Genomic DNA, 12866 nt, shown 5'->3' on the forward strand with positions numbered 1-12866 from the left:
GTCGTAGGTGTTTCGGAGCCCACGGCCTGACGGATGGGTCTTTCACCCGTTCGGGTGAGAGAGGGGCCGCGCGTTAGGGTGTGGGGTGCTTCCCCGAACCCTCCTCACCAGCGCGTCCCTCGCTGACGCCGCCCTCCGCACACATGAGGAAGAGGGCCGGGAATGGCCGCTCCTCGTGTGGGCTCCCGGCCCGGGTGTGCGCATGGTGTCGAGCGCCGTGCTCGGCGGAGGCATCGGGGAGCGGGGGTGGGTGCTCAACGCCCAGGTCCCACCCGGCTACCAGCGGCGCGATCCCGTGGCGCACCTGCGCGAGCTGGCATCGGACGCCGGGCTCACTGGCCCCGGCGTGGGGCTGATGACGGCGGCCTCGGTGGCGGACCGCCGGCAGGCCGAGGACGGCGGCGTGCGGGCCGTGGTCACCGCCGGGATCGGCGTACGGGGCTGGGCCGCCGCACCGGGCCGCGGAAGCGTCGGGGCCCCGCGCCCGGGGACGATCAACATCATCGTGTCGCTGCCCGTGGCCCTCACGGACGCCGCGCTCGTGAACGCGGTCGCCACCGCCACCGAGGCGAAGACACAGGCCCTGGTCGAACTCGGGGCCGATGCCTCGGGGACGCCCACGGACGCCGTCTGCGTGGCCGCGCCCTCGCCCACCGGCAGCGGTGCCGAGCTGTTCGCCGGTCCGCGTTCGCTCTGGGGAGCGCGGCTCGCCCGCGCGGTGCACCGGGCGACCAGGGACGCCTGCGCGGGCCGGCCGGCCGGCTGAGCCACGCGCACCGTTTGTGCGTCGTACGCTCGACGCATGCCCGATACGGAGCACGGCGTCACGACCGGGGCGGTGGCCCGGCACCTCGGGGTGTCACCGACGACCCTGCGCTCCTGGGACCGGCGGTACGGCATCGGACCCGACGCGCGGGTGGGTGGCCGCCACCGGCGCTGGACCCCTGGGGACATCGCCCTGCTGGAGGAGATGTGCCGGCTCACCGCCACCGGTGTCCCCCCGGCCGAAGCGGCACGAGCGGCCAGGACCGCGCGCTCGCACCCCGTCCAGGACGCGGATACGCCCGCCCGGCCCCCGTCGCCGTACCCCCCGCTGCCGGGAACGAGCGGGCCGAGGGGACACGAGCCCCGTTCCTCCGCCCGGCGGCCGGGGGCGGGCAACGGCCTCCCCCTCGGCGACGTACGCCGGGAGTGCCGAGGGCTCGCCCGCGCCGCCGTGCGGCTCGACGGCCCCACGCTCGACTCCCTGCTCCGTGACGCCGTGGCGGACCACGGACTCGTCACCGCCTGGGAGGAGGTGATGACCCCGACCCTGCACGCGGTGGGACGCCGGTGGGAGACGTCGGGCGACCGATACGTCGAGGTGGAGCACCTGCTGTCCTGGCACGTGTCGACCGCGCTCCGGCGGGTCACGTCGAACGGACCCGTTCCAGTGGCTGCCGTGCCCCCGCTCCTCCTCGCGTGCGTCCCGGGCGAACAGCACACCCTGCCGCTCGAAGCGCTGGCCGCGGGCCTGGCCGAACGCGGCCTGCCGGGCCGTATGTTCGGCGCGGCCGTCCCCGCCGAGGCGCTCGACGCCGCCGTACGGCGCACGGGCCCGGCGGCGGTCGTGCTCTGGTCACAGGCCCGTTCGACCGCGAACCACGCCCTGGCGCGGCACGTCGCGGCGAGCTCCTTCGGTGTCAGGGGAGCGCGGACACACCCCCTGGTGCTGCTCGCCGGGCCGGGCTGGGCAGGCCGTTCCGTACCGGCGGGCATGCTGAGGCCCGGCGGACTGCGGGAGGCACTCGACAGCCTTTCCCGGCTCTACGGGGAGCGGTCGGCGGAGGCGGCGGTCGACGAGTGACACCCGCGGCGCGCTGACGCCTCCCACGGGCTCACACCGGTCGCGGGCTCAAGCCGGCCGCGCGGAGACACCCGCTGCGGGGACACGCCGACGCGCTGAGGCAAGCGGCGCGCCGTCACCTCCCACGCCGGCCGTCCGTTCCCCCTCAGCCGTGCGAGAGCAGAGCCGCCGTGAGTTCCGCCGCGCGGCGGTGCCAGAGGTCCGCGCACCTGAGCATGGCGTGGCCTCCCGTCGGCATCGGGATGCCGACGGCGTCGGCGCCGGCCGCCCGTGCCCTGCGGACGAAGTCCCATGACTCACGGGCCGAGGTGACGCGATCGTTCTCGTCGTGGAGCAGATAGAGCCGTCGGCCGCCGAGGTGGTCCACGGGCTCGTCGGCCGGGCACCACGGGGCGAGGGCGACGACACCGCGGACGGCCGGGTCGCCCGCCGCGCGGAGTGCCGCGCGGCCGCCCATCGAGTGGCCGATGAGGACGACGGGCACGGACCCGGCCCGCTCCCGGAGGGCGGCCAGGGCGCTCTCCGCGTCCCTCGCCGCGTCGGCACGAGAGCCGTTCCACCCCCGGTGGCGGTAGCGCACCTCGCCGATCAGTACGTCCCTGCCGCGCACGGCCCGGGTGACGGCGGAGGCGAAGGGACGCATCCGCAGCGCCGGGAGGTTGAGGGCGGGCGGCGGCTCGGGCCCGTCGGCGCGCCCGCCGTGGAGGAGCAGTACGGCCGCGGTGGGCGCGGTCGGCGCGGTGCGGACGACCAGGGGGGCCGGGGCGCCCGGTTCGGCCCGCCGGGTGCGGCAGGTCATCCCCGGGCCGTCCCGTTCGCACGCCGGCGCGGTGGCCGGGGGATCAACCCGCTCGTGCGGACCGTGCGGACCGCGTGTCCGGGCCGCTGCGCCATTGAGGCCTCCATGAGTCGTTGCCGCTTCCCCGGGGATGAGCGAGACACTCACGACGAGGGGAGACGACCGTGAGGGCCGCAGTCTGCCAGGTCCGGCACGCCATCAGATACGGAGCCCCGCGGGACCCGGGAGCTCCTGACGTGGGGTGGCGGACGTCGGGCGTCGTCGGCGGGAGTGGCTGTGTTCGTGCGAGCGGACACGACTGGTGGGACCGAACGCTTCGCCCTACGCGGTCTCCAGGCTGCGGCGCATCCGCCGGAGCCCCCGGCGGGCGTGGCTTTTGACGGTGCCCAGTGGCAGGCCGGTGCGGTCGGCGATCTGCACCTGGGTGAGGTCGCCGAAGAACGCGAGGGTCAGGACGTCCCGCTGGACGCGGGGCAGCCGCGCCAGTTCCCGGGTGACCACGATCCGGTCGAGGACGTGCTCGGGTCCCTCCCGTGTGCCGGCGGGCGGTGAGAGGGCCGCGCCCGCCGCGGCGACCAGGTCCAGCCTGCGGGTCCGGGCGGTGAGGGCGTCCGCGGTCTTCCGCCGGGTGATGCCGACCAGCCAGGCGGGCAGCGGGCCGCGCTCCGGGCGGTAACCGGCACGGCCGCGCCAGGCGGCGAGGAACACCTGCTGGGTGACGTCCTCTGCCTCGCGCGGGTCGCCGAGGGCGCGGGCCGCGAGCGTGTGCACGAGGCGGGACCAGCGCCGGTGCGCGAGCGCGAGACAGCGCTCGTCGCCCCGGACGAGACCCTCGCCGAGCGCCTCGTCGGAGAGCGCGTCGGGTCCGACGGGGGCGACAGGGGAGCTCGGGGTGACGGTCGCGGTCATGGCGGTCCTCCTCCGCCCGGGGCTCGGTGCTCCCGGCTCCCTCAGGCTGACCCGGCGGGGGAAAGTACATCAAGTCGCATCGTCTCTGCGTCGAATGAGGCCTGCGGGAGAACGCGCCGGGGCCAGGACCTCCCCGTCCTCCCTCACTCCCGTCCCCTTGCGCGCCGGAACCGGCTCAGGCCGTCGGCGAGGTCCACCAGCGGTTCCGGATAGTCGTACGCGGCCCGGTCCCGGCCCTTCAGCCGCCACGGCTCATGGATCAGGGGCCCAGGCAGGTGCGCCAGTTCGGGCACCCAGCGCCGGACATAGGCGCCTTCGGGGTCGTACCGCTTGCCCTGGAGCACGGGGTTGAGGACCCGGTTCGGCCGTGTGTCGGTCCCCGTGCCCGCCACCCACTGCCAGTTCAGCTGGTTGTTCGCGATGTCGCCGTCCACCAGCAGGGCGAGGAAGTGCCGGGCCCCCTCACGCCAGTCGAGGTAGAGCGTCTTGGCGAGGAACGAGGCCGCGAGCAGTCGGCCCCGGTTGTGCGTCCAGCCCTCGTACGCCAGTTGGCGCAGGGCCGCGTCGACCACGGGGTAGCCGGTTCGGCCCTGCTGCCAGGCCCTGAGATCCGCCTCGGCCTCCTCGCCCCGCCTCCACAGGTCGTGCCGGGGCCGGTAGTCCTCGACGGCCGTCTCCGGCCGCGCCGCGAGCACCTGCTGGTGGAAGTCCCGCCAGCACAGTTGCCGTACGAAGGCCTCGGCACCCGCGCCGCCACGAGCCCGCGCCCGGTGCACGGCCTCGGTCGCCGAGACCGCGCCGAAGTGGAGGTACGGGGAGAGGCGGGAGGTCGCGTCGCCGGCGAGGTCGTCGTGCACCTCCTCGTAGGAGTCGGCGTGCCGGGACAGCCAGACCCGGAGTCTCCGGCGCCCTTCGGTCTCCCCGCCGGTGGCGAGGCCCTCGGACACGCCCTCGACGGCGGCCCGTTCCGGCAGTTTCTCGGAGCGCGGCCCCTGCGGCACCGGCACCGCCCGGGGGGCCGCGAGCGGAGCCCGGAGCGGTTCGGAGACCCAGCGTCTGAGGTACGGGGTGAACACCGCGAAGTGGTCGGAGCCCTGCGGTGTGACCTCGCCGGGCGGTACGACGGTGGTCACGGCGTCGTGCACGTACAGGCGGCGCCCGTCGGACTCGAGGGCCCGCCGCAGCAGCGCCTCGCGGGCGCGGGCGAAGGCGGAGTGGCCCGCGGCCATGTGGACCTCGTCGGCGCCGGCCTGCCGCACCACCCCGCACACCTCGGTCACGGTGTCGCCGCTCCGCACGACGAGCCGGCCGCCGCGCTCCCGCAGTCCGGCGTCGAGGTCGGTCAGGCAGTCCGCGAGGAAGGCGAGCCGGTTGGGCGCCGCGAACCCGGCCCGGTCCACGGCGGGGTCACGGACGAACAGCGGAACCACCTCGCGCGCGGCCGCCACCGCCGCACGGAGCGGCGGATGGTCGTGGAGGCGGAGGTCGGAGGTGAAGAGAACGACGGAGACGCTCATGGGACCACTCCTGGAGGAGCAGGCCACCGGACGGACTGTGCGGCCGGGCCCGGTGGCAAGGGTCGACGGACGCGCCGTACGACCGGACGGATGGAGTCGGCCATCGGACGCGCCGTACGGCCGGAGCCCGATGGGATCGGCCACCGGACGGCCCGTATCGCCGGACGCCCGGTGGGCTGCTGTGGAGCTGTGTGCCGCCCTTCCTTCCCCGTGCCCACGGCTCACGGATGCGGCGGCCCGGTGTTCCCGTCCCCGGCGGGAGCCGCCGCGCCCGCGCCTGTCACCTCACCCGTCGAATCCGGCCCGCCTCCGCCCCCCGGCGTCCGCAGCGCCTCGGTCCGCTCCGCCGTCCGGGCGATGTTCCTCGCCATGCCGCCGAAGACGACGGCGTGGAACGGCGCCACGCTCCACCAGTAGATCTGCCCCGCGAGCCCGCGCGGGTGGAAGAGGGCGCGCTGGCGGTAGACGGTCCGCCCCTCGTCGTCCCGCTCGGCCCGCATCTCCAGCCAGGCGAGCCCCGGCAGCCGCATCTCGGCGCGCAGCCGCAGCAGCTTCCCGGGCTCGATCTCCTCGACCCGCCAGAAGTCGAGCGCGTCGCCGACCCGCAGCCGTTGGGCGTCGCGCCGGCCCCGGCGCAGCCCCGCCCCTCCGGCGAGCCGGTCGAACCAGCCGCGCACAGCCCAGGCCAGCGGGAAGGAGTACCAGCCGTTCTCCCCGCCGATCCCCTCTACCACCCGCCAGAGGGCCTGTGGTCCGGCGTCGACGGTTCGTTCGCGTTCGTCGGTGTAGAGGCTGCCGCCCGCCCAGTCTGGGTCCGTGGGCAGCGGGTCGCTGGGGGCGCCGGCGAGCGAGGCGGAGCTCCACCGGGTCGTGACCCGGGCCTCCTGGACGCGCCGGAGGGCGAGCGCGAGGGCGTCGTCGAAGGGGACGGGGGCGCCCGGCGGGTCGGGGACGTACGCGGCGATGTCGTGCTCGGCGCAGACCACCTCGTACCGCAGTGACTCGGCGAGCGGGCGGGCCAGGGAGGCGGGCACCGGCGTGACGAGGCCGATCCACTGGCTGGACAGGCGGGGGGTGAGCATCGGGACGGGCAGGATGAGGCGTCGGCGCAGTCCGGCGACCTTCGCGTAACGGATCATCATGTCGTGGTACGTGAGGACGTCCGGGCCGCCGATGTCGAAGCCTCGGTTGACGTCCTCCGGCATGGAGGCGCTGCCGACGAGACAGCGCAGGACGTCGCGTACGGCGATGGGCTGGACGCGGGAGCCGACCCAGCTCGGCGTCACCATCACGGGGAGCCGTTCGGTGAGGTACCGCAGCATCTCGAAGGAGGCGGAACCGGAGCCGATGACGACGGCGGCCCGCAGCACGGTGGTGGGGACGCCGGAGTCGAGCAGGATCCGGCCCACCTCGGCCCGTGACCGCAGGTGAGGGGAGAGTTCACGCTCGGGTACGTCCGCCGGGGTGAGTCCGCCCAGGTAGACGATGCGGCGCACCCCGGCGGCGCGGGCCTCGTCGGCGAAGGTGCGGGCGGCGCGCCGGTCGGTCTCCTCGAAGCCGTGGCCGGAGCCCATGGAGTGCACCAGGTAGTAGGCCACCTCCACGTCGCGGAAGGCGGTCCGCAGGCCGGCCGGGTCGGTGACGTCCCCGCGTACCACCTCGACCCGGTCCGCCCAGGGATGGTCCCGGAGGTTGGCCGGGGTGCGGGCGAGACAGCGCACGCGGTGACCGGCGTCCAGCAGCTCGGGGACGAGACGGCCGCCGATGTAGCCGCCGGCGCCGGTCACGAGGGAGAGTGGTCGGCCGGGCGCGGCCCGGGGGTGCGTCGCCATGAGGGGTGCTCCGTTCCGTGCGAGGGGGGCAAGTGCCCGCGTGCGTGGGGACGAGGGCCCCGTGGGGACCCCCTGCCATGCTTCCCGGTCCGTGGCTCGGGCGGATGCGTGGGAGCGTTGTCTATAGGCTGACCGCGTGGACCGCCGAGATGAACAAGACGCTCCCGCCGCCCTCGAAGGCCCTGCGGGTGACCTGCAGAGCTTCGCCGTCGCGCTGCGACGGACGCAGGGCGAGATCAATCGCCTGGTGCACGGCTTCGCACAGGCGCAGGGGTTGCATCCCACGGACGTGCAGGCGCTGGCCGTGGTCCTGGACAGCGCGGAGCCGCTGACGCCGGGGCGGCTGAGTGAGCACCTCGGGCTCACGTCCGGCGCGGTCACGGCCTGTCTGGACCGCCTGGAGAAGGCGGGACACATCCGCAGGACCAGGGAGAGCACGGACCGCCGTGTCGTGCACGTCCGCTACGAGGACGGGGCGAGGGCGGCGGCCCGGCGGTACTTCATGCCGCTGGCGGAGGCGGCGGAGCGGGCACGGGAGCAGTTCGAGCCGGCCGAGCTCACGGTGGCGCTGCGTTTCCTGACCGCGCTGAACGACGAGCTCGGGGCTCTGCGCGTGCCGCGCCGCTGAGGCGGTGCATCCGTCCGGGGGACGGTGAACGAAGGGGGTGCCGTAAGCCCAGACGGACGCATGAGAGAAACTCTCTCAATCATTGAGATAGTTAATCGTCGAGACATAGTTCGGAGCCCCGATGCCACCCAGCGCACTCCGCCGGACCCGCCTCCTGCTGCCCCTGGCCCTCCTCGTCGCCTGGCTCGCCGTGGGCGGCGGCCTCGGCCCCTTCGCCGGCCGCCTCGGCGAGGTCGCCACCAACGACCAGGCGGCCTTCCTGCCACGCAGCGCCGAGTCCACCCGTGTCATCGAGGAACAGAAGGCGTTGCGCCGGTCCGAGACCGTGCCCGCGATCGTGGTGTGGACCGCGCGGGACGGCGGACCGCTGACCCCCGGCTCGACGGGGCCCGCGACCGAGGCCCTCACCGCGCTCACCGGAGGCGAGGGCATCGCGGGGCCGCCCTCGCCCGCGCTGCTCTCCGAGGACGGCAAGGCACTGCGCTCGGTCGTCGCCCTGCGGCCGGATCTCGGCGACGCCCTGCCGACGACGCTCGACACCATCCGGAAGGCGGCGGCCACGGTCCCCGGGACGACCGTCCGGATCGCCGGCCCCGCCGCCACCCAGGCCGATCTCTCCGGCGCTTTCTCCGGCATCGACGGACTGCTGCTCGGCGTCGCCCTGATGGCGGTGCTGCTCATCCTCCTGGCCGTCTACCGCAGCGTCCTGCTGCCCCTGATGATCATCCTGGGGGCGGTCTTCGCCCTCGGTCTCGCCTGCGCCGTCGTGTACGCGCTCGCCGACGCCGGCGCACTCAGGGTCGACGGCCAGGTGCAGGGCATCCTGTCCATCCTGGTGATCGGCGCCGCGACCGACTACGCCCTGCTCCTGGCCGCCCGGTACCGCGAGGAGCTCTCGGCCCCCGGCGCGGACCGCTACGCCGCGATGAACCGGGCCCTGCGCCGCTCCTTCGAACCGATCGTCGCCAGTGCCGCGACCGTCGCCCTCGGCCTGCTCGCCCTGCTCGTCAGCGACCTGTCCAACAACCGGGCGCTCGGACCCGTCGGTGCCATCGGCATCGTCTGCGCGGTCCTCAGCGCGCTGACGTTCCTTCCGGCGGCCCTCGTCCTCACGGGCCGCGCCGCGTACTGGCCGGCCCGCCCGAAGACCGTCCCCGACGGCACCGGCACCACCCGCACCGGCACCACCGGCGACCGGTCCGGCGGTCCCGGCGGCCGGTCCGAGGCCCCGTCCGACGCCCGGTCCGGCGGTCATGCCGTCTGGCACCGGATCGCCGGACTGGTCGACCGGGCGCCCCGCAAGGTGTGGGCGGTCACGCTCGCCGGGCTCCTGGCCTGCGCGGCCTTCGCCCCGGCCCTGAACTCCCGGGGTGTGCCGTTCGACGAGACCTTCGTGAACGACGCGCCGTCCGTGGCCGCGCAGGAGACCCTCGGCCGCCACTTCCCCGGCGGTGCGGGGAACCCCGCGGTGATCATCACGGACGCCGGCGCGGTCGCGAAGGTGATCGCCGCCGCCGAGGCCGTGGACGGCGTCGACTCGGCGTTCCAGGTCGACGCCTCGGGCCGCCCCGCACCCGGCTCACCGCTCCCGGCCGACACCCCGGCCCACACCGCACCCACGTCGCCCCACCCGGCCGACGGCAGGGTCCGCGTGGACGCCACCCTCACCTCCGCCGCCGACAGCGACGCTGCGCGGGAGACCCTCGCCCGGCTCCGTACCGCCGTCCACGCGGTGCCCGAGGCACACGCCCTGGTCGGCGGCTCCACCGCCCAGCAGTACGACACCCAGCGCACGGCGGCCCGGGACCGGACGCTCATCGTCCCGGTGGTCCTGGCGATCATCCTGGTGATCCTGGTGGCGCTGCTGCGCTCGCTGGTGCTGCCGCTGCTGCTCGTCGCCACCGTGGCCCTCAACTTCGCCGCCACCCTGGGTGTGTCGGCGCTCGTGTTCGAGCACGTCCTCGGCTTCACCGGCACGGACGCCTCCGTACCGCTGTACGGCTTCGTCTTCCTCGTGGCGCTCGGGGTCGACTACAACATCTTCCTGATGTCCCGGGTCCGTGAGGAGTCGTTGCGTCACGGGGTGCGCGAGGGCGTCCGCATCGGTCTGACCGCCACCGGCGGCGTGATCACCTCGGCGGGCGTGGTGCTCGCCGCGACCTTCGCCGCGCTCGGTGTGATCCCGCTGGCCTTCCTCGTGCAGATCGCGTTCATCGTCGCCTTCGGTGTCCTGCTCGACACCCTGGTGGTCCGCTCGCTCCTCGTCCCGGCCCTGGTCCGGGACCTCGGCCCGGTGGCGTGGTGGCCCGGCGCGCTGAGCCGCCGTCCCGAGGGCGGGGAGCGGACCGGCCAATCCGCCGGTGTCGCCGCTCCGAAGTAACAGCGCATCCGAGGACATGCAGGAGGGCACATCCGGTGAGAGAACACGCACGCGCCGGCGGAGGCGCGGCCCCGGACCGGGGCGGCGACGGTCTGCCCGAGCTGATGGCCCGCGTCGCCCGAGGAGACCAGGAGGCCTTCGAGGCCGTCTTCGACCAGGTCTCCGGCCCCGTCCTCGGCGTGGTCCGCTCCGTGGTGCGGGATCCCGCGCAGTCCGAGGAGGTGACCCAGGAGGTGATGGTCGACCTCTGGCGGTCCGCCGCCCGCTACCGGCCGGACCGCGGGACCGTCCTGAACTGGGCGCTCACCCTCGCCCACCGCCGCGCGGTGGACCGGGTCCGCTCCGAGCAGGCGTCCTCGGACCGGGCCCGGCGGGTCGCCCTGCTCGAACACACCCCGGCGTACGACGAGGTGACCGAGGAGGTGGAGAACCGTCTGGAGCACGAGCGGGTACGGCGCTGTCTCCGCGGTCTCACCGAACGCCAGCGGCAGTCCGTCACCCTCGCCTACTACCGGGGGCTGACCTACCGTGAGGTCGCCGAGCTGCTCGCGCTGCCGCTGGGGACCGTGAAGACCCGGATGCGCGACGGTCTCATCCGGCTCCGCGACTGCCTGGGGGTGACGGCGTGACCAGCGGTGACCTGCACACGCTGACCGGCGCGTACGTCCTCGACGCGCTGGACACGGACGAGGAGCGGGAGGCGGTCGAGCGGCACCTCGCCGACTGCGCCGCGTGCGCCCACGAGGTCCGGGAGCTCTCGGAGACGGCGGCGCGCCTCGGCCTCGCCGCCGCCGAGCCGGTCACTCCGGTGCTCCGTGCCGAGGTGCTGCGCCGCATCGCGGGCGTCCGCCAACTGCCGCCGGTGACCGGGCTGTCCGGCCGTTCGTCCGCGGGTGGCCGGGGTCTGCGCCGGCTGCCCCACTGGGCGCTGGCCGCCTCCCTCGCCGGTGCGGTGACGCTCGCCGGTATCGCGGGCGTGCAGTACCAGCGGGCCGAGGAGGCCGGCCGGCGGGCGGCCCGGGCCGAGGCGAGCGCGACGGCCGTCGCCGCGGTGCTCGCGGCGCCCGACGCCCGGGTCTCCACGGCGCGCCTCGCGGACGGCGCCGTGGGGACGCTCGTCCACGCCCCGTCCCTGGACCGGGCGGTGTTCGCCGCCGCGGGCATGCCGGCCCCGCCGGCCGGCACGGTCTACCAGCTCTGGTACGACGACGCCGGGACGATGCGGCCGGCCGGCCTCATGGCTTCGGGCACGGCGTCCTCGACCACGCTCCTGGAGGGGCCGGCGAACCGGTCCGCCGGGATCGGGATCACCGTGGAGCCCGCGGGCGGTTCCCCCCGTCCGACCTCGGCGCCGGTCGCCACCATGACGATGCCAAAGGCCTGAGGGTCCCGGCACCGGCCCCGGTCACCACCGGGGCCGGTGGCCGTGGCCTCACGGCGTGCCGGGCGTGCCGACGGGCGCGGCGGGGGCCGGGCAGGCGACGGCGCCCGGCCCACGAGCGCCCGGGCCGGCCGCGCCCCGGCGGCGGCCGCCCTCATCCCTCCACCGCCGCCCGCCGGCGCGGCCGCTTGGCGCCCCGGCCCGAAGTGGGGGGCCGTCGTACGCGGAGACGTCGAACTCCGTCCGGGCCTCGTCACACCCCTGGTTCACCGGGACCAGGGGTGGACACTTTCATCGAAGGGTCTCAGAACCGCAAGGCACTCGAAGGCCCATCCTGTGCACAAAACACAGCTCACAGCCGTAGCGTCGGGTGCCGGACACCAGCACACCCAGGGAAGAGGGGCAGAACATGAGCGGAGTGGCACGCCGGACGGTGGTCGCGGCGGCGGGCGGCGCGGGCCTGGCAGCGGCGCTCACCGCCTGCGGGGGCGGCGGCGGCAGCGACAAGGGCGAGGCGCAGGAGGGCACGGAGGGCACCACGCTGGCGCGGACCGGGGACATCCCGGTGGGCGGCGGGAAGGTGATCGCCGCTCAGGGCATGGTGATCACCCAGCCGAAGGCCGGGGAGTTCAAGGCCTTCTCCTCCAAGTGCACGCACGCGGGCTGCGCCGTGAGCAGCGTCAAGGACGGGGTCATCGTCTGCCCTTGCCACCAGAGCCACTTCGACGTGTCGGACGGCAGCGTGAAGTCCGGCCCGGCCACCGCGCCCCTGCCGCCGACGCCGATCCAGGTGGTGGGTGACGCGATCAGCCTCGGCTGACGGCGGGCCCGGAACTCCTCGGAAGCTTCCAGCATCCCAGGACCTCGTCGGTCGTGGTGATCGTGGCGACCAGGGCGAGGGTGTGGCGGATCATCGCGGGGGTGTAGTCGGCCGGCACCCCCGCGATGGCGTCGCCGGGGACGACCACCGTGTATCCGAGGTTCACGGCGTCGAAGACCGCGTTGGGCACGGCCACGTTGGCGGAGACGCCGGTCACGATCAGCGTCCGGCAGCCGAGGTTGCGGAGCAGCGGGCCCACGTCGGTCCCCGCGAGCGGTGAGAGCCCGTGCAGGCGCCGTACGACGAGGTCCTCGTCGGCGACCCGGACGGGTTCCGCGATCCGTACGGCCGCGCTGCCGCTGTGCTGCTGCACGGGCAGCCGGGCGGCGGCCCGGAACAGCCGGGCGTTGTTGTTGGCCCCCCGCCCGTCGGTACGCCGTTCGGCGACGGCGTGGATCACCTGGACGTCCGCCTCGTGCGCGGCGTCCACGAGCCGGGCGACGTTCCTCAGGGCACCCGACGCGCGGGCGGCGGCGGCCAGTTCGGGCAGTGCGCTGTCCGGCCCGACGACCCCCTGTTGGCACTCGACGGTGAGCAGCACGACTCCGCCGTCGGGCCGGATCCGCTCCCCGAGCCGTTCCCGCGAGCCCTGCCCTTGCCCTTGCTCCTGCCCCTGCCCCTGCCCCATGGCTTCTCCCCTTGCACTGGCGCGGATGGAGCTTCATGCTTTCTGACGTCCCATCAGAAATCCAGA

Annotated in this window: 12 protein-coding genes; 7 read left to right on the forward strand and 5 right to left on the reverse strand. The window is 75.0% G+C overall.

Features of this window, described 5'->3' with window-relative positions:
* Positions 1-85 precede the first annotated feature (85 nt).
* Both ACFVYX_RS20510 and ACFVYX_RS20515 read left to right on the forward strand, forming a co-directional pair.
* Positions 86-766: an adenosylcobinamide amidohydrolase gene (locus tag ACFVYX_RS20510; protein ID WP_389682813.1), complete on the forward strand. Its 681-nt coding sequence runs from the start codon at positions 86-88 to the stop codon at positions 764-766.
* A 36-nt stretch (positions 767-802) separates the two neighbouring features.
* Positions 803-1846 carry a MerR family transcriptional regulator gene (locus ACFVYX_RS20515; RefSeq protein ID WP_389682814.1) on the forward strand — a complete coding sequence of 348 codons (1044 nt, stop codon included), beginning with the start codon at positions 803-805 and terminating at the stop codon, positions 1844-1846.
* A 145-nt stretch (positions 1847-1991) separates the two neighbouring features.
* On the opposite strand, the gene ACFVYX_RS20520 is transcribed toward ACFVYX_RS20515, so the two are convergent.
* From ACFVYX_RS20520 to ACFVYX_RS20535, 4 genes are all read right to left on the reverse strand, one after another.
* Positions 1992-2645, reverse strand: coding sequence for an alpha/beta hydrolase (locus ACFVYX_RS20520; RefSeq protein ID WP_389682815.1), 654 nt, complete (start codon positions 2643-2645; stop codon positions 1992-1994).
* A 321-nt stretch (positions 2646-2966) separates the two neighbouring features.
* A complete protein-coding gene (locus ACFVYX_RS20525; RefSeq protein ID WP_389682816.1) occupies positions 2967-3554 on the reverse strand; it encodes a sigma-70 family RNA polymerase sigma factor in 588 nt (195 codons plus the stop codon).
* A gap of 143 nt (positions 3555-3697) precedes the next feature.
* Positions 3698-5071, reverse strand: coding sequence for a cryptochrome/photolyase family protein (locus ACFVYX_RS20530; RefSeq protein WP_389682817.1), 1374 nt, complete (start codon positions 5069-5071; stop codon positions 3698-3700).
* Positions 5072-5292: 221 nt separating this feature from the next.
* Positions 5293-6903: an SDR family oxidoreductase gene (locus ACFVYX_RS20535; RefSeq protein WP_389682818.1), complete on the reverse strand. Its 1611-nt coding sequence runs from the start codon at positions 6901-6903 to the stop codon at positions 5293-5295.
* A 136-nt stretch (positions 6904-7039) separates the two neighbouring features.
* Here ACFVYX_RS20535 and ACFVYX_RS20540 point away from each other — a divergent pair, with 136 nt between their 5' ends.
* From ACFVYX_RS20540 to ACFVYX_RS20560, 5 genes are all read left to right on the forward strand, one after another.
* A complete protein-coding gene (locus ACFVYX_RS20540; RefSeq protein WP_389682819.1) occupies positions 7040-7531 on the forward strand; it encodes a MarR family winged helix-turn-helix transcriptional regulator in 492 nt (163 codons plus the stop codon).
* Positions 7532-7652: 121 nt separating this feature from the next.
* The gene (locus tag ACFVYX_RS20545; RefSeq protein ID WP_389682820.1) at positions 7653-9911 is read left to right on the forward strand and encodes an MMPL family transporter; all 2259 of its coding nucleotides are present in this window, start codon (positions 7653-7655) and stop codon (positions 9909-9911) included.
* Positions 9912-10015: 104 nt separating this feature from the next.
* A complete protein-coding gene (gene sigK / locus ACFVYX_RS20550) occupies positions 10016-10540 on the forward strand; it encodes an ECF RNA polymerase sigma factor SigK (protein ID WP_389682862.1) in 525 nt (174 codons plus the stop codon).
* Entirely contained in the window at positions 10537-11295 is a 759-nt protein-coding gene (locus ACFVYX_RS20555; protein WP_389682821.1) for an anti-sigma factor domain-containing protein, read from the forward strand. The genes sigK and ACFVYX_RS20555 overlap by 4 nt, the downstream gene beginning before the upstream one ends.
* 406 nt (positions 11296-11701) lie before the next feature.
* Positions 11702-12112 (forward strand): Rieske (2Fe-2S) protein, encoded by a 411-nt coding sequence (locus ACFVYX_RS20560; protein ID WP_389682822.1) that lies wholly within the window; start codon positions 11702-11704, stop codon positions 12110-12112.
* On the opposite strand, the gene ACFVYX_RS20565 is transcribed toward ACFVYX_RS20560, so the two are convergent.
* Complete coding sequence (locus ACFVYX_RS20565) at positions 12099-12800, reverse strand: cysteine hydrolase family protein (RefSeq protein ID WP_389682823.1); 702 nt, start codon at positions 12798-12800, stop codon at positions 12099-12101. The two genes, ACFVYX_RS20560 and ACFVYX_RS20565, sit on opposite strands and share 14 nt — an antisense overlap.
* Positions 12801-12866 lie beyond the last annotated feature (66 nt).

The organism is Streptomyces sp. NPDC058326 (genome assembly GCF_042879855.1).
GTDB lineage: Bacteria > Actinomycetota > Actinomycetes > Streptomycetales > Streptomycetaceae > Streptomyces.

Bases quoted from the DNA above. Each gene is read 5' to 3' on its own strand.
- ACFVYX_RS20530 (WP_389682817.1), bottom strand. From the start codon at position 5,071: ATGAGCGTCTCCGTCGTTCTCTTCACCTCCGACCTCCGCCTCCACGAC.
- ACFVYX_RS20525 (WP_389682816.1), bottom strand. From the start codon at position 3,554: ATGACCGCGACCGTCACCCCGAGCTCCCCTGTCGCCCCCGTCGGACCC.
- ACFVYX_RS20565 (WP_389682823.1), bottom strand. From the start codon at position 12,800: ATGGGGCAGGGGCAGGGGCAGGAGCAAGGGCAAGGGCAGGGCTCGCGG.
- ACFVYX_RS20520 (WP_389682815.1), bottom strand. From the start codon at position 2,645: ATGACCTGCCGCACCCGGCGGGCCGAACCGGGCGCCCCGGCCCCCCTG.
- ACFVYX_RS20515 (WP_389682814.1), top strand. From the start codon at position 803: ATGCCCGATACGGAGCACGGCGTCACGACCGGGGCGGTGGCCCGGCAC.
- sigK (WP_389682862.1), top strand. From the start codon at position 10,016: ATGGCCCGCGTCGCCCGAGGAGACCAGGAGGCCTTCGAGGCCGTCTTC.
- ACFVYX_RS20535 (WP_389682818.1), bottom strand. From the start codon at position 6,903: ATGGCGACGCACCCCCGGGCCGCGCCCGGCCGACCACTCTCCCTCGTG.
- ACFVYX_RS20545 (WP_389682820.1), top strand. From the start codon at position 7,653: ATGCCACCCAGCGCACTCCGCCGGACCCGCCTCCTGCTGCCCCTGGCC.
- ACFVYX_RS20560 (WP_389682822.1), top strand. From the start codon at position 11,702: ATGAGCGGAGTGGCACGCCGGACGGTGGTCGCGGCGGCGGGCGGCGCG.